Origin of the sequence: Butyricicoccus sp. AM78-15b2TA, from assembly GCF_027665985.1 — a bacterium.
GTDB classification, from domain to species: Bacteria; Bacillota; Clostridia; order Oscillospirales; family Butyricicoccaceae; genus Agathobaculum; species Agathobaculum butyriciproducens.
Genome location: NZ_JAQEHY010000008.1, coordinates 62,540 through 84,513, shown reverse-complemented (window position 1 = coordinate 84,513; position 21,974 = coordinate 62,540). Strand labels below are relative to the sequence as shown.

Here is a 21,974-nt window from a genome sequence, read left to right as displayed (position 1 = left end):
TGCCCCGCCCTGCGGTTCCGCTATCACTTACGGTACATTTTCGCAATAAAGAACCCATCCGTATTGTGAACGGGCGGCAGCAATGTCACCATACCGTCTGCCCTCTCTCCGCAGACCGGATGCGTCCAAGAAACCGCTTCAAACTCCGGGTTTTCGGTGAGAAACGCGCGGACAACGTCCTCGTTTTCCCGCTGCAGGATGGTACAGGTCGAGTAGACGAGCGTGCCGCCCTTCTTTACATACTGTGCACAGTTTGCAAGGATTTTCGCCTGAATCTCCGGCAAAGTCTGAATTTCGTCCGGATTCTTGAACCGGATTTCGGGTTTCTTGCGGATAATGCCTAGTCCCGAGCAGGGCACGTCGCACAGCACAACGTCCGCGCTGTCCTTCCATTCCTCGCGGCAGACCGATGCGTCCTGCAGCTCGGTGCGGATATTCGGCAATCCGAGGCGGGCTGCGCCGTCGCGGATGCGCTTCAGCTTGTGCTCGTAAATATCGCACGAGGTGACGCTGCCTTTCCCCTGCATTTTTTCAGCCATGGCAAAGCTCTTGCCGCCGGGCGCCGCGCAGCAATCGAGCACGGTGCTGCCCGGTTTCGGGTCAGCGACCACCGCCGCGAGTGCGCTTGCCGCGTCCTGCACGGTCACGCGGCCCTCGATAAACGCCGGAAGCGCGGCTGCGTCTCCGCCGCTGCACAGCAGGATTTCCGGGAATGCCTCGTGCGGCTGCACGGTCAGTCCGGCGGCCTCCAGCTCTGCCTGAGCCTCGGCAGACGTGCATTTCATCGTGTTCACGCGCACCGAAATCGGCGCGTCCGCGTTATCCGCCTGACAGATTTTCTGCGTCAGCTTCTGGCCGTACTGCTCGGAAAGCAGGCGCACGAGCCACTCCGGGTGGCTGTACTGCAGCGCGTAGTAGCTTTCCTTATCCGGACAGTTCAGGCGCGGCAAAGAGCCGTTTTGAGCCGCATTTGCGGCATTTCTCAGCACCGCATTGACAAAGGCGACCGTGCGGTCATTTGCATGGCAGTAGTGCTTGACCAGCGCGACCGTCTCGGCAACCGCCGCATGCGCGGGAATCTTGTCCATCAAGATGAGCTGGTAAAGACCCATCCGCAGGCACGCCAGCACACGCGGCGCGATCTTTTTCAGCCGCACGCTCGAGAAGTGCCGCAGGTACCAGTCCAGTAAAATTTGGTTCTGCACCGTGCCGTAGGTCAGCCGCGAGGCCAGCGCCGCATCGCGGCTGTCCAGTCCCGCGCGGGATAAATAGTGGTGCAGCGCACCGTCCGACCAGGCGGCCTCCTCTGCCATGGAAAACAGCGAGAATGCCGCCACCTCACGCGGTGTTTTGGGGCGTTTATCTATCATTGCGGTCTCTTCCTCCAAAAATCAGCACCAGACGCAGCAGCTGTGCCAGCGAGGTCGCCAGCGCGGCAACATAGGTCAGCGCCGCCGCCGTGAGCGTCTTTTTCGCCATCGGGTACTCGTCTGCGGTCAGCAGGCCGTTCTGCTGAATGGTCTGCAAAGCGCGGCGGGATGCATCCAGCTCCACCGGCAGGGTCACCAGCTGGAACAGCGTGGAAAGACCGAACGCCGCAATGCCGATCGTGACGAGCGTGCTCGTGTTCAGGATCAGGCCGAGGATCAGCAGCGGCATCGCCGCCATCGAGCCGAACTGCGTCAGCGGGATGATCGCCGCACGCAGCTTGATCGGCGCATAGCCGATGGCGTACTGCACCGCGTGCCCTGCCTCGTGCGCGGCAACGCCGATGGACGCCACCGACGTGGACGAGTACACCGCACTCGATAAGCGAATGACATTGCTTCTCGGGTCAAAATGGTCGGTCAGCTTGCCGGAAACGTACTCGATCCGCACACCGGAAACGCCGTTGTACCGCAGGACAGCCTCCGCCGCCTGTGCGCCGGTCAGTCCCCGCAGATTTTGCACCCGCGAGTAGCGGTTAAACGTGCTGTTTACCTTGCTCTGCGCCCAGAATGCAAATAAAACGCACGGCAGAACCAGTACGATGTAGTACATGTCAATTCCGTAATAACCATAGTAAGGCATTAAAAACCCTCCAATTCAGAGTGGAGATTGGAGAGTGTAGAGTGAAGATTACGTTCTCTCCACTCTTCACTCTACACTCTTCACTCTCTTTATTACTCTCCCAGCTTCACGCCAACTTCCAGACTGTGTCCTCTGAGAAAGTCCGTCGCCTTCATTCTCTTGCCGCCGACCAGCTGAATCTCGGTCAGTTTAAGCGCGCCCTCTCCGCACGCCACGGTCAGCCCCTTTTTCGGGTCGGCTTCGAGCACCGTGCCCGGCTCTCCCCTGCCGTTTGCCTTTTCGGCGGCAAACACCTTCAGTCTTTCGCCGGAAAGCGTGGTCAGCGCGATCGGCCACGGATTCAAACCGCGAATCAGACAGTCGATTTCATGTGCGGACTTGTTCCAGTCGATCACCGCCATCTGCTTATCCAGCATATGGGCGTAGCAGCTCTGTGCATCGTCCTGCGGACGCGGCGTGATCTCATCTAATTTGACGAGCGTTTGGATCAAAAGTTCCGCACCAGACTGTGCCAGACGGTCAAAAAGTTCGCCTGCGGTCTCCTTCTCACCGACCTTGGTCTCATAGGTGAGCAGCATATCGCCGGTGTCCAGACCCTCCGCCATCTGCATGGTGGTAACGCCTGCCATTTCGTCGCCCGCGATAACAGCCCACTGGATGGGCGCGGCGCCGCGCCAGCGCGGCAGCAGTGAACCATGCACGTTGATGCAGCCGTGCGGCGGGATATCGAGCACCGCCTTGGGCAGCAGCTTGCCGTAGGCCACTACGATGATAACCTCGGGTGCCAGCTCGCGCAGACGCGCCTGCTCGTCCTCATTTTTGAGGGTATTCGGCTGGAAAACCGGAATATCATGCTCAAGTGCGAGCGTTTTCACCGGCGGTGCAGTGAGAATCTGCTTGCGGCCCTGCGGCTTATCCGGCTGGGTGTACACGGCGCAGACGTCATGTCCGGCGTCGATGAGCGCCTGCAGGCTCGGCACGGCGAAGTCCGGCGTGCCCATGAATACGATACGCATTATTCCTCGTCACCACCCTGCATTGCCTCCGGGTCGATATACTCCTCGACCTTCTCGGTGAACAGATGGCCGTCCAGATGCTCGGTCTCGTGGCAGAAGCACTGCGCTACAATGCCCTCGCCTTCGCGCTCGAACCAGTTGCCATTGCGGTCCTGTGCGCGAATCTTCGCCCAGGTCGGACGGGTCACATAGCCGTAAACGCCCGGCACGGACAGGCAGCCCTCGACAACGCGCTCGGAGCCTTTCTGCTCGATGACTTCCGGGTTTACCAGCTCGACCATCTCCTCCGGCTCCTTGTTCACATCCAGCAGCACAACAACGCGGCGCAGGATTCCCACCTGCGGTGCTGCCAGACCAACGCCGCCGGAGTTCTCCAGCGTTTCGCGCATATCGTCGATCAGCGTATGCAGGCGGTCGTCAAACTTCTCTACCTTGCGGCTGTGCTTTAAGAGCTGCTCGTCGCCCTCGGTCAAAATCTTTCTCAGTGCCATTGTTTTATTCCTCCACTTGATTCAGCTTATCCATGTATTTTTGTAAACATTCCTGTATATTTTTCTCATCGAGCGCCGGAAACGGCGTCACCGGCTGCGGCTTTCCGCTGCCGATATGCTTTTCCAGCCATGCCACATCGTGCCAGCCGTCAAACTTCCAGCCGGAGTCGTGCCACACGCCTGCGTCCGCAAAGCCCAGTCTGCGCTGCATGCGGATGCTCTTTTCGTTCGGCAGGGTCACGCAGCTGTACAGGTGGCGCAGCCCCTGCAGCTCGAGCAGGTCGATCAGGCACGCCAGCACGGTCGTGCCCACACCATGTCCGTGGGTGCCCTGTGCCAGATAGATGGACAGCTCCGCATCCCAGTCGTATGCCGCGCGCTCACGAATGCGGTGCGCGTAGGCGTAACCCATGATAACGCCGTCACACTCGCAGACGAGATACGGAAACGCAGCCGCCGTTTCGCGGATACGGTCCGCAAACGCTTCAGCCGTCGGCACCTCATATTCAAACGTGATGGTTGTATCCGTTATGTAAGGCTCGTAAATCTTCAAAAGCGATTCTGCATCGTTTTCTGTTGCCTTGCGAATGACAAATTTACTCATTGAATTAACCTTCTTTGCCGGGGTCTCAATTACTGCTACATTTCATTATTGGAATCCGCGAACACAGTAACGCCCCGGTTTTTACCGTCCTGCATAAACTCCCGCAGCACGCCCGAGATGAGCCTGCGCCATCTTGCGCAGTCCTTCGCACGGATGGTGAGGTGGTAGCGATACCGTCCCATCACCTTGACCATCTGCGCCGCGGCAGGGCCGAGCACGGGCGCTTTCACATCGGCAAACTGCCCTTCCATCAGGCTCTGCAAGCGCGTTTTGAGCGCGAGCAGACTGCTGAGCACCTGCTGCTCCAGTTCACCGACGGCGGTTATCATGGTGATGTCGCACACGGGCGGGCACCGAAGCGCTTCGCGCGTCTGCATTTCGCTCTCGTAGAACGCCTCGTAGTCCTGCCGCGCGGCGGTCAGGATGACCGGATGCAGCGGGCTGTACGTCTGGATCACGGCGCGGCCGGTGTCAAATCGCCGTCCGGCGCGGCCGACCACCTGCGTGATGAGCGAAAACGTGCGCTCATGCGCGCGGTAGTCCTGCGCGTACAGGCTCTGGTCCGCGTCCAGCACACCGACCAGCGTGACGTTCTCAAAATCCAGTCCCTTGGTCACCATCTGGGTGCCGATAAGGATATCGGCTTCGCCTTTGCCGAATTGATTCAGCAGGCGTTCGTGTGCGCCCTTGGCGGTCATGGTGTCCGCGTCCATGCGGAGCACCCGCGCGGACGGAAACCGCTCATGCAGCTCCTCCTCCAGCTTCTGCGTGCCGGGCGTTTCGGTGAACAGGCTCGTGCTGCCGCAGGCCGGGCACTTGCCGGTTATCTTGATGGATGCGCCGCAGTAGTGGCACATCGCGCGGCCGGACACTGAATGGTAGGTCATGGTAGTCGAGCAGGACGGGCACTCGGGCACCCAGCCGCACACGCCGCAGCCGATCACGCGGCTGTTGCCGCGCCGGTTGAGGAACAGGATGGCCTGCTTTCCCTTTTCGAGCGTGCTGATCAGTTCGCGCTCGAGGTCAGGCCCGATGATGCCGCTCCGTCCCTCGCGTGCCAGACCGCGCATGTCCGAGATGATGACCTCGGGCAGTCCGGCACCGAGAAACCGCTCGGTGAGCGTGAAAACCGGGTATTTTCCCTGTTTTGCGCCGTAATACGTCTCGACCGACGGTGTTGCCGAGCCGAGCACGAGCAGCGCGTCCGTCTGCGCCGCGCGGTACTTTGCCACATCCCGCGCATGGTAGCGCGGCGACTGCTCCGAGCGGTACGCCGCGTCCTGCTCCTCGTCGATGATGATAACGCCGAGGTTCTTCGCGGGCGCGAACACCGCCGAGCGTGTGCCGATGACCACCCTTGCTCTGCCGGTTTTTATCTTCTTGAAGCTGTCATACCGCTCACCGGCGGACAGCGCCGAGTGCAGAACCGCGACTTCTTCGCCAAATCGAGCCGCAAACTGCCGCAGAAGCTGCGGTGTCAGTCCGATCTCGGGCACGAGCACAATGGCGCTTTTGCCCTGCTCAAGCGCGTGCGCGATCAGCTGCAGGTATACCTGCGTCTTGCCGCTGCCGGTCACGCCGAACAGAAGCGCCGCACGAGGCGCGTTTTCGTCCATGAGCGCCGCCATGCCGTCATACGCCTGCTGCTGCGCCGCCGAAAGCACCGGAGCCGCGGCGCGCGGCACCTCGGAAAAGTCCGGTGCGCGCAGCACTTCCTCGTATTCCGCGCGGAGGATGCCCTTTTTCGTCATGTCGCGCAGCGCGGCGTCGCTCACGCCGGTCATGTAGACGATTTCCTTCTGGCTCATCGCACCGCCGTCCGACAGCAGCGACACCACGTCCATCCGTGCCGGACTGCGGCGGCTGATGTGCGACATGGCTTCACTTGCTTCCATATCCAGACGGAGCATTTTCTCGGTCTTATCACCGGTTTTCTGCGCTGTATTGCTGTGGTAGATGAGGATTCCCTCGCCTGCCAGCGCGTCCAGTGTCTGTCCCGCGCCTTTGCCGAGCCGGTCGCGTATCTCACTCACCGAAAGCGTCTGTCCCGGCTGCTCAAACAGCGCCAGCACCTGACCGTCTTCGCCGTCCCGCTCCCGCAGAGCCGCCAAATCCGCGTCCGGCGCGAGCGTGTACGTCTCGTTTCGCTTGAACCACAAGCCGGCGGGCAGCATGGCGTGTACGCAGTCGAAGTAGGTGCAGTACAATCTCTCCCGCATCCACGCCGCGAGTCTCAGCTGCTCGGCGGTCAGAATCGGCGTTTCGTCCAGCACCTCCACGATGGGCTTGAGCTTGAACTCGCCCGCATCCTCGCGGAAGGCGAGCACCACCGCTTCCGCCCGTTTATTGCCAAAGCCGAACGGCACGAGAACGCGGGTGCCGATCTGCACCTGTTCCCGCAGCTCGTCCGGCACACGGTAAGAATATAGCTTGTCGATGGCATAGGTTGCCGCATCCACGGCGGCCGCACAGATTTTTTCCGCCAAGGAACACACCAACCTTTCTCTTATCTTGCGGCGGTTTCGCCGCGGGAACAAAAGGATAGACACCAAGGTTTCTATCCTCTTGACTCCAATTTCCTTTGTTTCCCAACCCGGCGCAGGTCAGAGACCGGCGACCGCTTCGATAAGAGGAACGGCAGTCGGTCTACTCTTGCATTTATTTCGTAAATTCTTCGCAGTTCTCGGATAGCGTACTGCTACACATATCGGAAAATCTACGCAGGTGCGGCATGATAGCGCCGCACAAATCGTTTGGTTGGCATTTAGATTGCCTCCCACAGAATGAAGCAAACACAAACCCTTACGTTAATTCTCCATTCTCAATTACTCATCGAGAGAAGTCTATCGAGAATCAGGTCAGCAAGTGCTTCCTTGCTCATCATCGGCGGGGTCTCCCGATGGCCGTCCTTGAACAGCAAGGTAGCCACATTGGTATCCGTACCGAAGCCCGCGCCCTTATCGCGCAGCGAATTCGCCACGAGCATATCGCAGTTCTTGCGGCGCAGCTTGCTCTCGGCGTTATCGAGAAGGTTCTGCGTTTCCATCGCAAAGCCGCACAGCAGCTGTCCCGGCTTTTTGTCCTTGCCGAGCGCGGCGAGGATATCCGGATTGCGGGTCAGCTCGATATTCATCTCGCCGTCACCCTTTTTGAGCTTTTCATTCGCAGTCTGCGCCGGACGGTAATCACCGACGGCGGCAGCCTTGATGATGAAATCCTGCTCGGGTGCGCGGCTCGTCACCGCGTCGTACATATCCCGCGCGGAAACGATATCCACGCGCGTGACACCGTGCGGCGTATCGAGCGCGGTCGGTCCAGAAACGAGCGTTGCGTCAGCGCCGCGCATGGCCGCGCGGGCCGCGATCGCGTAGCCCATTTTGCCGGTGGAGTGGTTGGACAGGAACCGAACCGGGTCCATGGCCTCCTGTGTCGGGCCGGCGGTAACAAGAACATGCCTGCCTGCCAGATCCTGCTCGGTCAGCGCCTTCTCAATGCCCCATAGGAGCGTCGGCGTGTCCGGCAGCTTGCCGCGGCCGCTGTCGCCGCAGGCGAGGTGGCCTGCGTCCGGCTCGATGATGTGGAAGCCGCGCTTTCTCAGCGCAGCGAGGTTCTCCTGCGTCACCGGATTGTCATACATGCCGGTGTTCATCGCGGGAGCGACAACGACCGGCGCCTTGGTGGCAAGCAGCGTGGTCGTCACCATGTCGTCCGCGATGCCGTGCGCCGCCTTGGCGATGACATTGGCGGTCGCCGGTGCGATAACGAACACGTCAGCCGCCTTCGCGAGCGAAATGTGCTCCACCTCCCACGGAAAGCTGCGGTCGAACGTATCCACGACCGCGCGGTTGCCGGACAGTGTTTCAAACGTCATCGGCGCGATAAACTGAGTCGCGGACTCGGTCATCAGCACATGGACAGTCGCGCCGTTCTGATGCAGCTTGCTGGTGAGATCGGCAGCTTTATAAGCCGCAATGCCGCCCGTCACGCACAGAACGACCGTTTTCCCTGCAAAACGCATGGCTTAGAGGTCCTCCTCCGGAATGTCGCCGTCGCTCAGAGAGCCGTCGTCAAACTCGTTCAGGCGGCGCACCTCGTCCGCGTTCTCATCCTTGTCCTCGTCATCCTCGGAGTCGGAGTGCTCCTCGTCCTCATCCAGATCAAGGGTATCGTCCACATCAACCATAGCGGCTGCAATGGCATTGTTCTGCGGAATAGCAGTCTCTACACGCGGACCCGGACGGTAAACGATCTTGCCGGCTGCGATCTCATCGAGCGCCAGCTTAACAGCCTTGTCCGGCAGCGGCTCGCCCTTTTCCTCCGACTCATCGGCAATATCGCGGGCGCGCTGTGCTGCCAGGTTTACCAGCAGATAGCGGTTGCCTACTCGTTTCATCAGTTCCTGCATAGAAGGGTTCAGCATAGTAATCAGTTCTCCTTATTTACCAGATATAGTTTTATTTTATGAAAATTTCTGTTTATATACTGTCGCTTATCGACGCTTGTTAAGGATTTCATGCAGTTCGTTTACTGCACGCTCCACCGTGTCGTTTACGACGACGTAATCGAATTTATCCTGCTGCGCGAGTTCGCCTTTCGCCGTTTCCAGACGCTTCTGCACCTTGGCTTCGTCCTCGGTGCCGCGTCCGCGCAGACGGTTCGCAAGTTCCTCGAACGACGGCGGCGCAATGAACACCATCACGGCATCCGGACGCTTTTCATGCACCTGCATCGCGCCCTGCACCTCGATCTCGAGGATAACATCGCAGCCTTCCTCCAGCTTTTCGTTCACCGGAGCCTCCAGCGTGCCGTAGTAGTTATCCACGTACTTCGCGTGCTCGAGGAACGCATTAGCGGCGATCTTCGCCTCAAAGTCCTCTTTCGTGAGGAAATAATACTGTACGCCGTCCTTTTCGCCCGGACGCGGCGCACGGGTCGTCGCAGAGATCGAGAAGAACAGCTTCTCGTCCTCGCTCAGCAGCCTGGACAGCACGGTGCCCTTGCCTGCACCGGACGGTCCGGTGAATACATACAACGTTCCCTTACGCATCTTCTGGTTCTCCTTCCTCGGTCTCGCCCGCAAAACGAGCCGCAACGGTCTCCGGCTGCAGAGCACTGAGCACCACATGGTCGCTGTCCATGATGAGCACGGCGCGGGTGCGTCTGCCGTAGGTGCCGTCCACGACCATGCCGCGGTCGCGGGCCTCCTGCACGGTGCGCTTGACCGGCGCGGATTCCGGGCTGACAATGGCGATCAGCCGCGACGAAGCGACCATATTGCCAAATCCGATATTGATGAGCTTCATCGCTGACCTCACTCCTCGATATACTGTAAATTACTCGATATTCTGAATCTGTTCGCGGATCTTCTCAATTTCACTCTTGATATTGACCACGACCTGCGCCATGGACACATCGTTTGCCTTGGAGCCGATGGTATTGGTCTCGCGGTTCATTTCCTGCACGAGAAAATCCAGCTTGCGGCCGACCGGCTTGACCTCATTCAGCATGCCGTCCAGCTGCTGCAGATGGCTGCGCAGACGCACGGTTTCCTCGTCCACAGCAGTCTTGTCCGCGTAGATGGCCGCCTCGGTGACGATGCGGGTCTCGTCGATGGACGTATCCGCCAGCACCTCCTTCATGCGGGCGAGCAGCTTCTCGCGGTACTCGCGCACGCGCTCCGGCGAGCGGACCTCCACCTCACCGACCATGCGCTCGATCTCGGACGCGCGGTTTCGCACATCCTCAGCCAGTTTAGCACCCTCGCGGGTACGCATTTCGTCGAAATTGTCGCAGGCTTCGCCAAATACGGACAGCACATCGCGGGTCATCTCGTCCGCGTCCTGCTCGATGCGCTCGGAGCCGAGCACATCCGGCAGCTTCGCCAGACTCATCACGCTCACGTCATCGCGCAGACCGTACTTGTCGGCCAGCTCATGCAGCGCCGCCAGATAGTGCTCCGCGACCGTATGGTTCACCGTAACCGCAATGTCGCCGCCCTCCTGCGTCTCCACGCCGATGTAAACCTCAACCTTGCCGCGTGCAATACGCGCCGCAGCGGCCTTTTTTACGGCATCATCCAGAAAGCCGTACTGACGCGGAGCCTTTACCGTGCAGTCCAGATAGCGGTGGTTGACCGCACGCAGCTCTGCTGTGATGGTTCTGCCGTGCAGCTCCTGCTTGGCACGTCCGTAGCCGGTCATACTCTTCATAGATATCTCTTTCCCTTCTTATTCGGGCGGCAGGGTGCGGCGCAGCAGCGCGATCACCTTTGACAGCCCGATATCATATACAATAAAGCCGATATTTGCCGCGATCCACAGTCCGGCAAGCCGAAAAATACCCGGCATTTCCAGCTGCGGAAACAGACCGCAGCTTACCAGAACAGCCGCGAGCACCAGCACAATGTTAAAATACGCCAGTTTGCCGCTCAGCTGCGTGAAAACCGGCAGACGGCACTCGATCAGATATTTCACGATCGGGTACAGGCCGAACAGCAGCACATAGGCCGCCGCGATCAGCTTGCGCGGTGTCAGCAGCAGTCCCAGTACCGAGGTGACGAGGTACAGCAGCACCGCCGTTTTCACGTTTGCGCGGCGCAGCAGCGGTATCGCTGAGGCCGCACCTGCTATCAGGCAGGCCGCCGGTCCGATCTGCGGCATCACGCCGCCGAAATACAGCCACGCCGTGGCCGCCGCTGCCAGAAGTCCGCCGCGGGCGATCTCGCGCGTGCTCATATCAGCAGCCGCCTCCGCCGCAGCACATGTTCAGGCAGCAGTTGCAGATGAGCGTCTGCACACAGCAGTCGCACATGCTTGTCTCCTGCATCGGCCGGTAGCCGCCGTAGCCGCCGGACAGATGGAGATTCTGCAGCGCGTGCTGGTACTCCGCGTTGTTCGGGTCCATCTGACACGCCTGCGTGTACGCGCGGGCGGCCTCATCGTACCAGCCCTTGCGGTAGTATACCGTGCCGGTCAGATAGAACCACTCCGCATCCCGTCCTGCGGCACGCTGCAGCAGCGCCTCCGCCATGCCGAGGTTGCCCTGATTGATGGCCTGCCGCACCTGACTGTACAGCGCAGCATTCGCACCGGTGTAGGTGCGCTGCTGATAGCCGCCGTACTGCTGACCGTTGTATGCGCCGCCATAGCTCTGCTGCTGTCCGCTGCTGCCTCCCGCCGGATTCCTGCGTTCGTTCATGATCATGTCGTACGCTTCGTTGATCTCCTTCATGCGGGTTTCGGCCAAATCTGCCAGCGGATTGTTTACATAGTTATCCGGATGATACTTGCGCGCCAGTTCACGGTACGCACGCTTGACGTCATCATCACTTGTTTGCGGTGTTACACCGAGCACTTTATAGGGATCCATGTTTGCCCCTTCCTTCGTTCGTCTGGTAGGTGCCGTTCAGTACCTGTCGGGTAACGGTCGGCATACCAAGAAAAATGATATTGCGGATCAGGTCCGCATCTCTCCGGGGACTCAGCAGGTCAAATGCCATGCAGATATCCGCCAGTGAGCGTTCGAGCGTGCGCTCGAGCGGTTCCCTTACCGCAGAGATGTCCGGCGTTTGCAGCTCGTACCGCAGAACGACCGGATTGTAGCTGTTCTCTTCCATATCCTTTTGGATGTCCTGCACCGCATCGACAAGGTAGATCCACCTGCCGATCTGGTAGAACATCTGGTGCAGAATACGCTCGCGGGTGTCTCCGGTGCGCGGCACAACGGCAGCCGTCATGCGCGAGGACGTATCCGCCGCACGATCCATGGACGGGCAGCGTTCCGCCTCCAGACAGCGCAGATCCTCGAGTGCCTGCCGGATGTCCTCGTCCGCTTCGGGCATGCGTGCGCGCGCCTTCTCGTAGCCGCGGCGGCCAAGGCGGCACAGCAGCGCCGCAAGCGCGCGTTTCGCGCCCTTTTCGTCCGCCAGATCATCCTGAAACTTGTGATAGGTCAGCAGGATGCTCGCGTCCGCCGCCAGACGAAGTGCATCGTCTGTCTCAGCGCAGCTTTTCCGCCGAAACGGAGAAGCGTCGCATCGTTTTCTGCACGGCGGAGCAGTCTCCGCCTCCTCACTTCCTGCAACAAGTGCAAAAAACGTCATATCGTAGCTTAAAAACAAGGTGTAAAATCTGCCGTATTCTGCGCGGATCGTGTGGCATAAGCCGCAGTAAACCTGCTGAAAACGGTCAGCCTCCTTCACCCGCAGCTCGGCCTTCACCGGACGGATAAAGCCAAACATCGCATAGCCCTTTCCCGCCGTGCGGTGTGCACGGACTTTCGTATTCAATCTATTTTACCGAACTTTTGCGTATCTGACAAGGGCGAACACAGAAAATTGGCGAAAATTCATAAAAAATTAAAACTGCCTGTCGTGAAACCACGGTTTCACCGACTCTATTCCGCATCAAAGCCGCTCGGTGATGGCAAACGGCGCTTCATTTCTGAGCTTCAGCTTATGGCTGTACCACATCGCCGCCAGAATGCCGCCGACGAACAGCACGCCGCCGATGAGCGCGGACAGTCCGCCGCCAAGTTTCATTCCTGCGCCAACGCCGTAGCCGACAAAAAACAGCACGAGCGGCAGCAGATACACGAGCACGGCAAAGCCGAGCACCTGCTTGGTCTCGCCCTCGAGCAGCACGCGGTCGCCGACGGACGCATGCGCGTGATTGCGTGCGGTAACGTAAAGTGTCTGGGTTTCCAGACCGCCGCAGCCGCCGCACTTGGCACAGTCATGGCCGCACGCCGAGCGGCGCGTTACCTCGACCTCTGCCAGGCCGTTCGGCAGCAGCTTTTTGATGGTTCCCTGTTGGGTCACGTTGAAATCTTCCTCTCTATTATTCAAAACCAGTTGCAGTAATGGGAAATTGAGAATGGAGAATTGAAAATTATGGTCATGCACAAAGCACATTCATTCTCCATTTTCCATTTTCAATCTGCAAACTCTCCCATAATCCGAAATGCCGCACGGATACCGTCCACGGCGGCGGACATAATGCCTCCGGCGTATCCGGCGCCTTCGCCGCACGGAATGATGCCGCTGCAGCCGAGTCCGAACAGGTCCTCGCCGCGCGTCATGCGCACCGGAGACGAGGTCCGCGTTTCCGGACCGGTCAGCAGCGCGTCCGCCGTGTCATAGCCGCGGATTTTACGGCCGAAATACGGCAGGCTGTCCCGCAGCATGGTCTGCGCGAAGTCCGGCAGGCAGGCTGCCGCCTCTCCCAGCTCCACGCCGATGGGATAGCTGGGCTTGACCGCACCGAGTTTTCGGGTCGGCTTGCCGTTCAGAAAATCCCCGACCTTCTGGCACGGCGCGCGGTACGAGCCGGTCTGCGTGTACGCCGCGTGCTCGATCCGGCGCTGCAGCGCCACGCCGCCGAACGGCGTGCCGTCGTCGTAGTCCTTCGGGTCAACCGACACGGCAAGCGCCGCGTTGGCGTTTTTGCCGTCGCGCGCATGATAGCTCATGCCGTTGGTGACGACCGTGTTCTCCTCGCTCTGTGCCGCAACGACCACGCCGCCCGGGCACATGCAGAAGGAATAGCACGCGCGTCCGTCGGCTCTGCGCGAGAGATTGTACTCCGCAGGCGGCAGCATGGGATGTCCCGCCGCCTTTCCGTACAGAGCGCGGTCGATCTCGGTCTGCAGGTGCTCGATGCGCACGCCCACAGAGAACGCCTTCGGCTCAAAGTACACGCCGTTTCCATGCAGCGCGGCAAAGGTGTCGCGCGCCGAGTGACCGATGGCCAGCACCGCCCGCTCGCAGGCGATGTCCTGCCCGTCTGCCTGAACGGCGCAGAGCGCACCGTTTTTGACCGAAACGCCGGTCAGCGGCGTGCGGAAGCGCACTTCACCGCCGTTTTTGATGATCTCGCGGCGCATTTCACGAACTACATCCTTGAGGATATCCGTGCCGACGTGCGGCTTCGCCTTTTTGACGATATCCGCCGGAGCACCGTGCGCGGCAAGAATTTCCAGCACATTGTCGCACAGCGGATCACCGATGCGCGTGGTCAGCTTGCCGTCCGAGTAAGCGCCGGCGCCGCCTTCGCCGAACTGGATATTGCAGTCGGTATCGAGCGCACCGCCCTTCCAGAACGCGTCCACGACCTTGTCGCGCTCGTCCAGATCTCCGCCGCGCTCGAGCACGAGCGGACGGTAGCCGTGCTTTGCCAGCACATAGGCGGCGAACAGTCCCGCAGGGCCGAGACCGACCACCACCGGACGGTGCTCGAGCCGCTTTTCGCCGTGCGGAATGACGATTTTCGTATTGGGTTTATAACGCACGAAGGGCATTTGCAGTTTTTCCGCAAATGCCTTTTCGTCGAACGGCGCGTCCAGACGCACCGAATATACCCGGCTGATCTGTCCGCGCCGCGCGTCAATGCTGACGCGGCAGACCGCCGCTTGTATGTCGTTTGCCGTGAGACCGGTCAGCCGGCGTGCCTCCGCAATGGCGGCCTGCTCCGGCAGATCAAACGGCAGACGGATGCCGGTTACCATCAGGCTCACTGGCTGTCACCGCCCTTTCTTGTACGGTGCACGGTCGGCTCTGCGGCCGTGCTGTCCGTATCGTCTGTACTGTCTGTCTTATCCGAGGTGATCGTCTCATCCGACACATGCGGGTCGGTGATCTCAATCTCGACCTCGATATCCTCCTCGACGAGCGTTACGCCGCTCGGCAGACCGACGGTCGTAGCCACGCCCTTGACCGTGTGTCTGCCGACGCCGAGCGATACCGAATCGTAGGTCAGACCGATGGACAGGTTATTCACATCGACCTTCTGCAGCTGGCTTTCACTGCCGCGCAGCTCCATCTCGACCGACTTGGTGAGGATGGAAACCTTGTACGGCGTATTCTCCTGCGCGGTATCGTTCCACGCGAACTTGGAGACCTGCACCTTGCGGGTTGCAATACCGTCCACCGAGATGGTGACGTTTGCCGTTTCCGGCTGACCACTGACGAGCGAAACGCCGCTCGGCAGCTTATCCTTGATGGACATGGAGATCGGCGTGCCCGTGTGGACGCTGCCGAGGTCGATCTCACCGAGGTTGATCTCCTTGATGTCGCTCAGCACCGCCTGATCGCTCGCGATAACCTCTACGTTCTCCGGGTCGATGACGCACTGCACCTGATTCTGCGTCAGGCTGCCGCCGTCCTTGAGGATAACGGTCAGCGGAATGTTGTTGACGCGGTAGATCGGAACCGAAACCTTGATCTTTTCGGTCTGGCTGGTGATATAGTTCGAGGTGAACGCCGCACCGTCCTGATCATACAGGGTTATCCTGCATTCGTAGTTGGTCAGCGAGGAATTGCGGCCGGTAACATCCACGGCTGCAACCGCCTTGGCCACCTGCGCCAGATCGGTTGCCGGACCGAAAACGGTGACCTTTTTGGTGGCCGCGGTCGGCTTGCCTGCGCGGTAGCCGTCGCTCGGTGTGCCGGTCACATTGACCTCGATCGGAACATCCTTGCTCTCCACGCGGTCCACGCGGACGTGCACCTTGCCGGGATTGACATAGTTAGTCTCCACGCCGGACTTGCTGACCGACACGGTGACCGGAAGATCGTATTCATTCGCCTCGGTCAGACCCGAGATATCCACCGTTGCGGTGATCTGGCTGGCGCGGACCTCGCCGACGCTCTTGCTCTGACCGCGCAGGCTGACAGTGACCGTTGTGTTCTCGCCCTCGATGAGTTCCAGACCGGTCGATGCTTTCAGCTGCGACGCACCGATGACGCGCACCGGCACATCGTCAAAGCGCATGTTGCGCTCAGGATTGTCAATATCCATAACAACTGCCCACAGAACGATAGACAGCGCCAGCGACAGGAGCTTCAGCAGAAAATCCTGCTTTTTGATAAAATTCTTCTTCACTTGCCGGCACCTCCCTTCCACTTGTCGCGGATGGCGGCAATACGGCTTTTTTCGTTCCTGTTCCTGAGTTCATCGCCGAGCAGCTCGCTCTCGAGCATTTTCTGCAGAATCTCGGGCGACAGATGGCGCTTGAGCATGCCGCCGATGGCGACAGAGATCGCGCCGGTCTCCTCGGAGACGACAACGAGCACGCTGTCCGCAGTCTCGCTCATGCCGACAGCCGCGCGGTGGCGCGTGCCGAGGTCGCGCGACAGACCCTGATTGCCGGAAAGCGGCAGCACGCAGCCTGCAGCGCACACCCGTCCGGCACGGACGATCATGGCACCGTCATGCAGCGGGCTGTTCTTGAAGAAAATGTTCTTGATGAGCTCGGCAGACGGTGCTGCGTCCACTCTCGTGCCGGTGGCGATGATCTCACCGAGACGCTCCTTGCGCTCGAACACGATGAGCGCGCCGGTCTTGGTCCTGGACATATCCGCGCACGCGGAAACGGTTGCAACGATCATGCTCTCCACCACATTCGGGTCGGTATCCGGAATCAGCATGCGGCTGAGGTTGCCCTTGCCGATCTGCTCGAGCAGGCGGCGCAGCTCCGGCTGAAAAATGACCACAACGGCGAATACGCCGACGCTGAGCGCGTTGCGCAGCAGCCACGAGATCATGGTCAGATGCAGGAAGCTGGCGAACAGCATGATAAGCACCAGAATAAGAATACCCTTGGCCAGTCGTGCGGCGCTGGTATCCTTCAGCAGCTTCATAACACGGTAAATGATATACGCCACGACGAGGATATCCACCACGTCGATCGGCGTCATTGTGCGGAATTGATCAAACGCACTGAAAAAAGAACTTATTATGGTCCGCCATGATAAATTCGGTGAGAATACATTTTGCAGCGCTCCCATTTTGTCACCTATCCTAACTTGCTCCTCATATTCGCGGGCATTTGCGGATGCACGCAGCAGATTGCACGCAAACACCATGTTTTACCTTACTTATACTACCACAAATCCGGCTTTCTGTATAGCGTGTTCACAGTTTTTTTACCAATCTGCAAACTTTGTCTGCGGCCTGCTCCAGCTGCCGCGCCGTTGAGTAGAACGACAGGGACAGCCGCACGGTTCCGGTGTCCTCCGTGCCCGCCGTCCGGTGCGCGAGCGGCGCACAGTGCAGCCCCGCCCGGGTGCACACGCCCTCGTCCGAGAGCATATCCGCGAGCACCTCACTCGGCGTGCCGGGAACACGGAAGGACAGCACGCCGGTCTGCTCCTTTCCGGCAAAGCACTCGATTTTGCTTTCGCGGGAGAGCGCACGGGCAAGCTCATGCACCAGCCGTCTCTCCTGCCCGGCAATGTGTGCCGGCGTGACCGCCCGGACAAAGGCGATGCCCGCCGCGAGTCCCGCGATGCCGGGCACATTCGGCGTGCCGCTCTCGAGCGCATCCGGCAGAAAATCCGGCTGACGCAGCTTCTCGGACAGACTGCCCGTTCCTCCGGTCAGCAGCGGCTTCGCGGCAATCCGGTCGTCGAGCGCCAGCAGAATGCCCGTGCCCATCGGTCCGTACAGCGCCTTGTGTCCGGGCATGCACACCGCCGCAAGACACGGATAGCGCTTTACGTCAATCTCCGCCACGCCCGCCGACTGCGACGCATCCAGGATGAGCGGCACGCCTGCCGCCGTCAGCAATTCCGCAATTTCGTCCAGCGGCGCAATGCTGCCGAACACGTTGGAAACATGGCTGAGTATCATCAGGTCGGCGCCCTGCACAAGCGCCTGTTTCAGCGCGGAAACCATAGCCGCGCCGTCCCACAGCGGCGTATCCAGCACGGTCGGCTCAATATTTCGAGCCGTCAGCGGCCGCATGACCGCATTGTGCTCGTAACCGCTCACAATGACGCGGGAATCCGGCGCAACCAGAGCATTTACCGCAATATTCAGCGCATGTGTGGCGTTCAGCGTAAAAATGACGCGCTCCGGCTCGCCCACGCCGAACAGCGCCGCTGCCTGCTCCCGACAGGCGTACACCAGCTCTCCCGCTCGACCGGCTGCCGCGTAGCTGCCTCGTGCGTAGCCTGCCGCGCCATACATCGCACGGCGAACCGCCTGCTCGACCGCCCGCGGCTTATACAAGGTGGTGGCAGCATTATCCAGATAGATCATGTCAGTCCTCCCGCAGCACACGGCACGGCGGCGCACCAAGCTGCCGCAGCCGATGCACAGCCCAGTCCGCCTGCTGCGCGCTCACGCGCACCGCCCATCCGCAGGATTCGGTTCGTTCGTGACGCGGCGGGCGCGTGACCTCTCCCGGTACACCCAACCGCGCCAAATGCCGCCGCAGGCCGATGGCCTCGGTCTGACTGCGGCAGATCAACAGCGCATAACCGCCCATAAGGGCACTCCTCCCTCCCAATTCTGAGAAACTAAGGCAATACCGCATAATTGAACAAAAGCGATTTGTGAGTAAATTTTGCGGACTGACGAGGCGCAGTTTTGCGGTAATACTTGATGTATTACCGTGAAATCTCGGCAGCGCGGACGGAACTCGCGCAAGGAACCGAAGCCAAAGTCAGGGCACAAAATTTCCGCAAAGAGCCGCGGCAGCGCGACCGGAGCCTGCGCAAGGAGCCGCGGCAGCGCGACCGGAGCCTGCGCAAGGAGCCGCAGCTTTAATTGTGCGGTGTTACCCTAAGGTTTCTCCCCTCATACTATGTTGAAATGAGCGAAAAAGTGTGCTATGCTGAGTAAGTTATAAACTACAATCCCGACTGGAGTTGAAAACAATGGAGCTTTCCGCCCTTTCCCTGCGTCTGCGCGCGCTTTCCGTGCTGCGCGGACTGCTCCCCCATCCGCTGGTGCGCGCCTACAGCGACGCGCTGACCGCGCTCGACGGCACAGCCGCCGACTTTGCCGACCGCTACGGCGCACTGTGCGCGACCCGCTTCTCCTGCGTCGATATCGCGCAGGCAGTGCTCGATGCCGTGCACTTTGACACCAACACCCTGACCGATACCATCAACGCACCGGAAGCGGCTGTGCTCAATGCCGCAACCCACGATCTGGACGTGCTGAACGCTCTGCTCGCGCTCGATGGCGAAGCCTTCAAGTCCGCAGCAGCGGACAAGTTCTACGAGCCTGCCCTCGAGGATCTGCCGGACTTCGAGGCCGCGGACTCGCTTCCGTTCTCCACCGGTGCGGCTCTTGCCGATTACTACCGCGAGGAGGGCTACGGCTTCTTCGCACAGTCCTCTGCGTTTGCCATGCAGGACGACGGCTCGGCGACCCCGATCGTGCATCCGGACGCCATCCGTCTGCACGACCTGCCCGGCTACGAAATGCAGAAGCAGAAAATCCTCAAGAACACGCTTGCCTTCCTCGACGGACGCGATGCCAACAACATCCTGCTCTACGGCGACAAGGGCACCGGCAAGTCCTCGACCGTCAAGGCGGTTGCCAATGAGTACGCCGACTGCGGCCTGAAGATCATCGAGATGTCTCCGCGGCAGATCACCAACTTCCCCAAGCTGTTCGAGCAGACCCTGCGTTCGCCGTTCCGCTTCATCGTATTCCTCGACGACCTGACCTTCAGCAGCGAGGACGACAACTTTGCCGCGCTCAAGGCATTTATCGAGGGCGGTCTGGCCGGAAAACCGTCCAATCTGGTCATTTACGCAACGTCCAACCGCCGTCATCTCATCCGTGAGAGCATGGCTGACCGTCAGGGCGATGAGGTGCGCGTGCGTGACACCCTCGAGACCGTCACCTCGCTGTCCGACCGTTTCGGTCTGGAGATCACCTTCTCCGTGCCGGATAAGGACGAGTATCTGTACATCGTCGAGCAGCTGGCTAAGGAGAACGAGCTGAACCTTGATACGGACGAGCTGCACCTGCTTGCAGAGCGCTTTGCGCTGCGCCGCAACGGCCGCTCGCCGCGTACCGCAAGACAGTTCATCAGCCAGCAGCTGGCGGAGCAGTATGGCAAGTAATTGAAAATGGAGAATGATTTCATTTTCCACTTCGTGTGCAGAAAAGGCAGATTTTCGTTTGAAAATCTGCCTTTTGTTTTACCATTTGCAGCATCTTTGCCATAGGGTGTGCCGAAGGCGGCGCACCCTATGGGATACCGCTCCATTTTCAATCCTCAATTATTTACCAGCCGAACGAACCAAACGGACTGGAGAACCGATAGCTGCCGTAGCCGTCATTCTGCTGCGAATTATCGCTCTGGCTGCTCTGGCGCTGCTGGGTCTGGGCATTCGGGTCATCGCCCTCGAGGTCGTGCGAATCGGTCAGCGTGATGGTGATATTGAGCGTCTTGCCGGTCGAAATGCGGTATACGCTCAGCGTCAGCTTGTCGCCGGCCTTCTTATCCTGCTTGAGTTCGTTTACCTTATCCATGTCCGGGGTCGGGGTACCGTCAACGGCGGTGATGACATCACCGACCTGCAGACCCTCACTGGCTGCCTTTGCACGGGAATCAATGGAATATACCTGCACGCCAGACACCTTGCCGTCCGCGGACTCGACGTTCTGGCCGGTGATGCCGATGGACGGACGGCCGGAGACGTAACCGTTCTGAATCAGCTCATCAACAATATCCTTGGCGGTGTTGATCGGGATGGCAAAGCCCATGCCCTCAACGGTGGCGCTGCCGAACGCATTGCCGGACAGCTTAGCGGACGTGATGCCGACCACCTGACCGTACTTGTTGATCAGTGCGCCGCCGGAGTTACCGTTGTTGATGGAAGCATCGGTCTGAATCAGCGTCATAACACGGTCATTGACGGTCAGATCGCGGTTGATGGCGGAAATACGGCCGCCGGTGATGGTGTTCGCAAACTGCACGCCGCCGGGAGAACCGATCGCGTAGGCATACTCGCCCGGCTCCAGCTCATCCGAGTCACCGAACTCTGCGGCGGTCAGGTCGCTTGTCGGCGTTACCTTGATGACCGCAAGGTCGGTCTGCTCATCCGTGCCGATGATCTCGGCATCAAGAGAGGTGCCGTCGCTCAGCTGTACCGAAACCGACTGCGCGCCGTCCACAACGTGGTTGTTGGTGATGATGTAGCCGTCCTTGCTCATGATGACGCCCGAGCCGCTGCCTGTGCCCTCCGAGGTGGTGGAGATAACCGATACGACCGACGGATTGACCTTTTTATAGATATCCTCACCGGCCATGCCATCCGCGGTGTCGTAGTTGTCCGAGGAGTTGCTCGAATCCGAGGTCGGCTTGCTGTTGATTTGCAGCGTCGGCGCGGAATCCGAGGTCGATGCCGAAGCGCCGGAATCGCTGTTTGCATTGCCGCCGAACGCCATATTGCCGACAACGGCGCCGCCTGCAAACAGCAGGCACGCAGCTGCTACACCGCACAGGCCGAGCGCTAAGCCTCTGCTGTGCTTTTTATTCTTCGGGGTGTGCGGCTTCTGACTCATCGGCGGAACCTCGCCGAAGCCGGTCTGCTGCTGCGCCTGATGGAACTCCGGATGCTGCACCGGCGTCTGGAACGGCGTGCGCGGCTCTTCTGCCTGCGGCTGCTCGTTCTGCGGTGCCTGTGCGGGCTGTTCCGCCTGCGGCTGCTGCATCGGCTGCTCGCTCTGCGGAGCCTGTGCGGGCTGCTCTGCCTGCGGCTGCTGCATCGGCTGCTCGTTCTGCGGTGCAGTGTTCCGGGTTTCGGCGGCCGGCTGTTCGTTATTCTGATCGCTGCTGTTCAGCGGTGTTTTGTTGTTCATGTTGAAGTCGTCCATGATACTGACCTCCTGTTGTTATTCGCGGGACCATTCCGTTCCCTCTGTTGATGCTTCTATCATAGTTTCTCAATGTGGCAGTTTGTTGAAAACAATATGAATATTTTTTGAACACTCAATCAAGAATCTGTGTCCGTGCAGAGAACGACCTCCCTGCGCATTGCTGCACACG

23 protein-coding genes are annotated in these 21,974 nt (G+C 59.9%); 2 read left to right on the top strand and 21 right to left on the bottom strand.

Annotated elements, in window-relative coordinates:
* Nucleotides 1-23 precede the first annotated feature (23 nt).
* From rsmB to PGS25_RS09175, 20 genes are all read right to left on the bottom strand, one after another.
* The gene (rsmB, locus tag PGS25_RS09270) at nucleotides 24-1,370 is read right to left on the bottom strand and encodes a 16S rRNA (cytosine(967)-C(5))-methyltransferase RsmB (protein WP_270418390.1); all 1,347 of its coding nucleotides are present in this window, start codon (nucleotides 1,368-1,370) and stop codon (nucleotides 24-26) included.
* On the bottom strand, nucleotides 1,360-2,070 hold the full coding sequence (locus PGS25_RS09265) for a zinc metallopeptidase (RefSeq protein WP_119189900.1): 711 nt from the start codon (nucleotides 2,068-2,070) through the stop codon (nucleotides 1,360-1,362). Before PGS25_RS09265 ends, rsmB begins: the two co-directional genes overlap by 11 nt.
* A 92-nt stretch (nucleotides 2,071-2,162) precedes the next feature.
* Entirely contained in the window at nucleotides 2,163-3,086 is a 924-nt protein-coding gene (gene fmt, locus PGS25_RS09260; RefSeq protein WP_270418388.1) for a methionyl-tRNA formyltransferase, read from the bottom strand.
* Nucleotides 3,086-3,577 carry a peptide deformylase gene (gene def / locus PGS25_RS09255; RefSeq protein WP_110435113.1) on the bottom strand — a complete coding sequence of 164 codons (492 nt, stop codon included), beginning with the start codon at nucleotides 3,575-3,577 and terminating at the stop codon, nucleotides 3,086-3,088. Before def ends, fmt begins: the two co-directional genes overlap by 1 nt.
* A gap of 4 nt (nucleotides 3,578-3,581) precedes the next feature.
* Nucleotides 3,582-4,181: a GNAT family N-acetyltransferase gene (locus PGS25_RS09250; RefSeq protein WP_270418386.1), complete on the bottom strand. Its 600-nt coding sequence runs from the start codon at nucleotides 4,179-4,181 to the stop codon at nucleotides 3,582-3,584.
* A 35-nt stretch (nucleotides 4,182-4,216) separates the two neighbouring features.
* Entirely contained in the window at nucleotides 4,217-6,667 is a 2,451-nt protein-coding gene (priA, locus tag PGS25_RS09245; RefSeq protein WP_118730262.1) for a replication restart helicase PriA, read from the bottom strand.
* 335 nt (nucleotides 6,668-7,002) lie between these two features.
* Complete coding sequence (gene coaBC / locus PGS25_RS09240) at nucleotides 7,003-8,199, bottom strand: bifunctional phosphopantothenoylcysteine decarboxylase/phosphopantothenate--cysteine ligase CoaBC (RefSeq protein ID WP_270418384.1); 1,197 nt, start codon at nucleotides 8,197-8,199, stop codon at nucleotides 7,003-7,005.
* Between the two features lie 3 nt (nucleotides 8,200-8,202).
* On the bottom strand, nucleotides 8,203-8,601 hold the full coding sequence (rpoZ, locus tag PGS25_RS09235) for a DNA-directed RNA polymerase subunit omega (RefSeq protein WP_118730261.1): 399 nt from the start codon (nucleotides 8,599-8,601) through the stop codon (nucleotides 8,203-8,205).
* 69 nt (nucleotides 8,602-8,670) lie between these two features.
* Nucleotides 8,671-9,228, bottom strand: coding sequence for a guanylate kinase (gene gmk, locus PGS25_RS09230; protein ID WP_118478414.1), 558 nt, complete (start codon nucleotides 9,226-9,228; stop codon nucleotides 8,671-8,673).
* Entirely contained in the window at nucleotides 9,221-9,484 is a 264-nt protein-coding gene (locus PGS25_RS09225; RefSeq protein WP_110435119.1) for a DUF370 domain-containing protein, read from the bottom strand. Before PGS25_RS09225 ends, gmk begins: the two co-directional genes overlap by 8 nt.
* 30 nt (nucleotides 9,485-9,514) lie before the next feature.
* Nucleotides 9,515-10,390, bottom strand: a complete 876-nt coding sequence (locus PGS25_RS09220) for a YicC/YloC family endoribonuclease (protein ID WP_270418383.1) — start codon at nucleotides 10,388-10,390, stop codon at nucleotides 9,515-9,517.
* An 18-nt stretch (nucleotides 10,391-10,408) separates the two neighbouring features.
* Nucleotides 10,409-10,915 (bottom strand): hypothetical protein, encoded by a 507-nt coding sequence (locus PGS25_RS09215; protein WP_270418382.1) that lies wholly within the window; start codon nucleotides 10,913-10,915, stop codon nucleotides 10,409-10,411.
* A gap of 1 nt (nucleotide 10,916) precedes the next feature.
* Complete coding sequence (locus PGS25_RS09210; RefSeq protein WP_110435122.1) at nucleotides 10,917-11,549, bottom strand: J domain-containing protein; 633 nt, start codon at nucleotides 11,547-11,549, stop codon at nucleotides 10,917-10,919.
* Entirely contained in the window at nucleotides 11,536-12,468 is a 933-nt protein-coding gene (locus tag PGS25_RS09205; protein ID WP_270418380.1) for a DUF5685 family protein, read from the bottom strand. The genes PGS25_RS09210 and PGS25_RS09205 overlap by 14 nt, the downstream gene beginning before the upstream one ends.
* A gap of 117 nt (nucleotides 12,469-12,585) precedes the next feature.
* Complete coding sequence (locus PGS25_RS09200; protein WP_158574681.1) at nucleotides 12,586-12,999, bottom strand: SoxR reducing system RseC family protein; 414 nt, start codon at nucleotides 12,997-12,999, stop codon at nucleotides 12,586-12,588.
* Nucleotides 13,000-13,112: 113 nt separating this feature from the next.
* Nucleotides 13,113-14,684, bottom strand: coding sequence for an NAD(P)/FAD-dependent oxidoreductase (locus tag PGS25_RS09195; RefSeq protein ID WP_270418442.1), 1,572 nt, complete (start codon nucleotides 14,682-14,684; stop codon nucleotides 13,113-13,115).
* A gap of 5 nt (nucleotides 14,685-14,689) precedes the next feature.
* Nucleotides 14,690-16,060 (bottom strand): CdaR family protein, encoded by a 1,371-nt coding sequence (locus tag PGS25_RS09190; protein ID WP_270418379.1) that lies wholly within the window; start codon nucleotides 16,058-16,060, stop codon nucleotides 14,690-14,692.
* On the bottom strand, nucleotides 16,057-16,875 hold the full coding sequence (cdaA, locus tag PGS25_RS09185; RefSeq protein WP_242988095.1) for a diadenylate cyclase CdaA: 819 nt from the start codon (nucleotides 16,873-16,875) through the stop codon (nucleotides 16,057-16,059). Before cdaA ends, PGS25_RS09190 begins: the two co-directional genes overlap by 4 nt.
* Nucleotides 16,876-17,092: 217 nt before the next feature.
* On the bottom strand, nucleotides 17,093-18,220 hold the full coding sequence (locus PGS25_RS09180) for an aminotransferase class V-fold PLP-dependent enzyme (RefSeq protein ID WP_270418378.1): 1,128 nt from the start codon (nucleotides 18,218-18,220) through the stop codon (nucleotides 17,093-17,095).
* A gap of 1 nt (nucleotide 18,221) precedes the next feature.
* Nucleotides 18,222-18,431: a putative Se/S carrier-like protein gene (locus PGS25_RS09175; RefSeq protein WP_270418376.1), complete on the bottom strand. Its 210-nt coding sequence runs from the start codon at nucleotides 18,429-18,431 to the stop codon at nucleotides 18,222-18,224.
* Nucleotides 18,432-18,565: 134 nt separating this feature from the next.
* On the opposite strand from PGS25_RS09175, the gene PGS25_RS09170 reads away from it, so the two are divergent.
* Both PGS25_RS09170 and PGS25_RS09165 read left to right on the top strand, forming a co-directional pair.
* Nucleotides 18,566-18,730 carry a hypothetical protein gene (locus PGS25_RS09170; RefSeq protein WP_270418375.1) on the top strand — a complete coding sequence of 55 codons (165 nt, stop codon included), beginning with the start codon at nucleotides 18,566-18,568 and terminating at the stop codon, nucleotides 18,728-18,730.
* A 110-nt stretch (nucleotides 18,731-18,840) separates the two neighbouring features.
* Complete coding sequence (locus tag PGS25_RS09165; RefSeq protein ID WP_270418374.1) at nucleotides 18,841-20,043, top strand: ATP-binding protein; 1,203 nt, start codon at nucleotides 18,841-18,843, stop codon at nucleotides 20,041-20,043.
* 163 nt (nucleotides 20,044-20,206) lie between these two features.
* Here PGS25_RS09165 and PGS25_RS09160 read toward each other — a convergent pair whose 3' ends face one another.
* Entirely contained in the window at nucleotides 20,207-21,802 is a 1,596-nt protein-coding gene (locus PGS25_RS09160; RefSeq protein ID WP_270418373.1) for a S1C family serine protease, read from the bottom strand.
* Between the last annotated feature and the right edge of the window lie 172 nt (nucleotides 21,803-21,974).

Coding starts and splice junctions, on each gene's coding strand:
- rsmB (WP_270418390.1), bottom strand. CDS start 1,370: ATGATAGATAAACGCCCCAAAACACCGCGTGAGGTGGCGGCATTCTCG.
- PGS25_RS09265 (WP_119189900.1), bottom strand. CDS start 2,070: ATGCCTTACTATGGTTATTACGGAATTGACATGTACTACATCGTACTG.
- fmt (WP_270418388.1), bottom strand. CDS start 3,086: ATGCGTATCGTATTCATGGGCACGCCGGACTTCGCCGTGCCGAGCCTG.
- def (WP_110435113.1), bottom strand. CDS start 3,577: ATGGCACTGAGAAAGATTTTGACCGAGGGCGACGAGCAGCTCTTAAAG.
- PGS25_RS09250 (WP_270418386.1), bottom strand. CDS start 4,181: ATGAGTAAATTTGTCATTCGCAAGGCAACAGAAAACGATGCAGAATCG.
- coaBC (WP_270418384.1), bottom strand. CDS start 8,199: ATGCGTTTTGCAGGGAAAACGGTCGTTCTGTGCGTGACGGGCGGCATT.
- rpoZ (WP_118730261.1), bottom strand. CDS start 8,601: ATGCTGAACCCTTCTATGCAGGAACTGATGAAACGAGTAGGCAACCGC.
- gmk (WP_118478414.1), bottom strand. CDS start 9,228: ATGCGTAAGGGAACGTTGTATGTATTCACCGGACCGTCCGGTGCAGGC.
- PGS25_RS09225 (WP_110435119.1), bottom strand. CDS start 9,484: ATGAAGCTCATCAATATCGGATTTGGCAATATGGTCGCTTCGTCGCGG.
- PGS25_RS09220 (WP_270418383.1), bottom strand. CDS start 10,390: ATGAAGAGTATGACCGGCTACGGACGTGCCAAGCAGGAGCTGCACGGC.
- PGS25_RS09215 (WP_270418382.1), bottom strand. CDS start 10,915: ATGAGCACGCGCGAGATCGCCCGCGGCGGACTTCTGGCAGCGGCGGCC.
- PGS25_RS09210 (WP_110435122.1), bottom strand. CDS start 11,549: ATGGATCCCTATAAAGTGCTCGGTGTAACACCGCAAACAAGTGATGAT.
- PGS25_RS09195 (WP_270418442.1), bottom strand. CDS start 14,684: ATGGTAACCGGCATCCGTCTGCCGTTTGATCTGCCGGAGCAGGCCGCC.
- cdaA (WP_242988095.1), bottom strand. CDS start 16,875: ATGACGCCGATCGACGTGGTGGATATCCTCGTCGTGGCGTATATCATT.
- PGS25_RS09180 (WP_270418378.1), bottom strand. CDS start 18,220: ATGATCTATCTGGATAATGCTGCCACCACCTTGTATAAGCCGCGGGCG.
- PGS25_RS09170 (WP_270418375.1), top strand. CDS start 18,566: ATGTATTACCGTGAAATCTCGGCAGCGCGGACGGAACTCGCGCAAGGA.
- PGS25_RS09165 (WP_270418374.1), top strand. CDS start 18,841: ATGGAGCTTTCCGCCCTTTCCCTGCGTCTGCGCGCGCTTTCCGTGCTG.
- PGS25_RS09160 (WP_270418373.1), bottom strand. CDS start 21,802: ATGGACGACTTCAACATGAACAACAAAACACCGCTGAACAGCAGCGAT.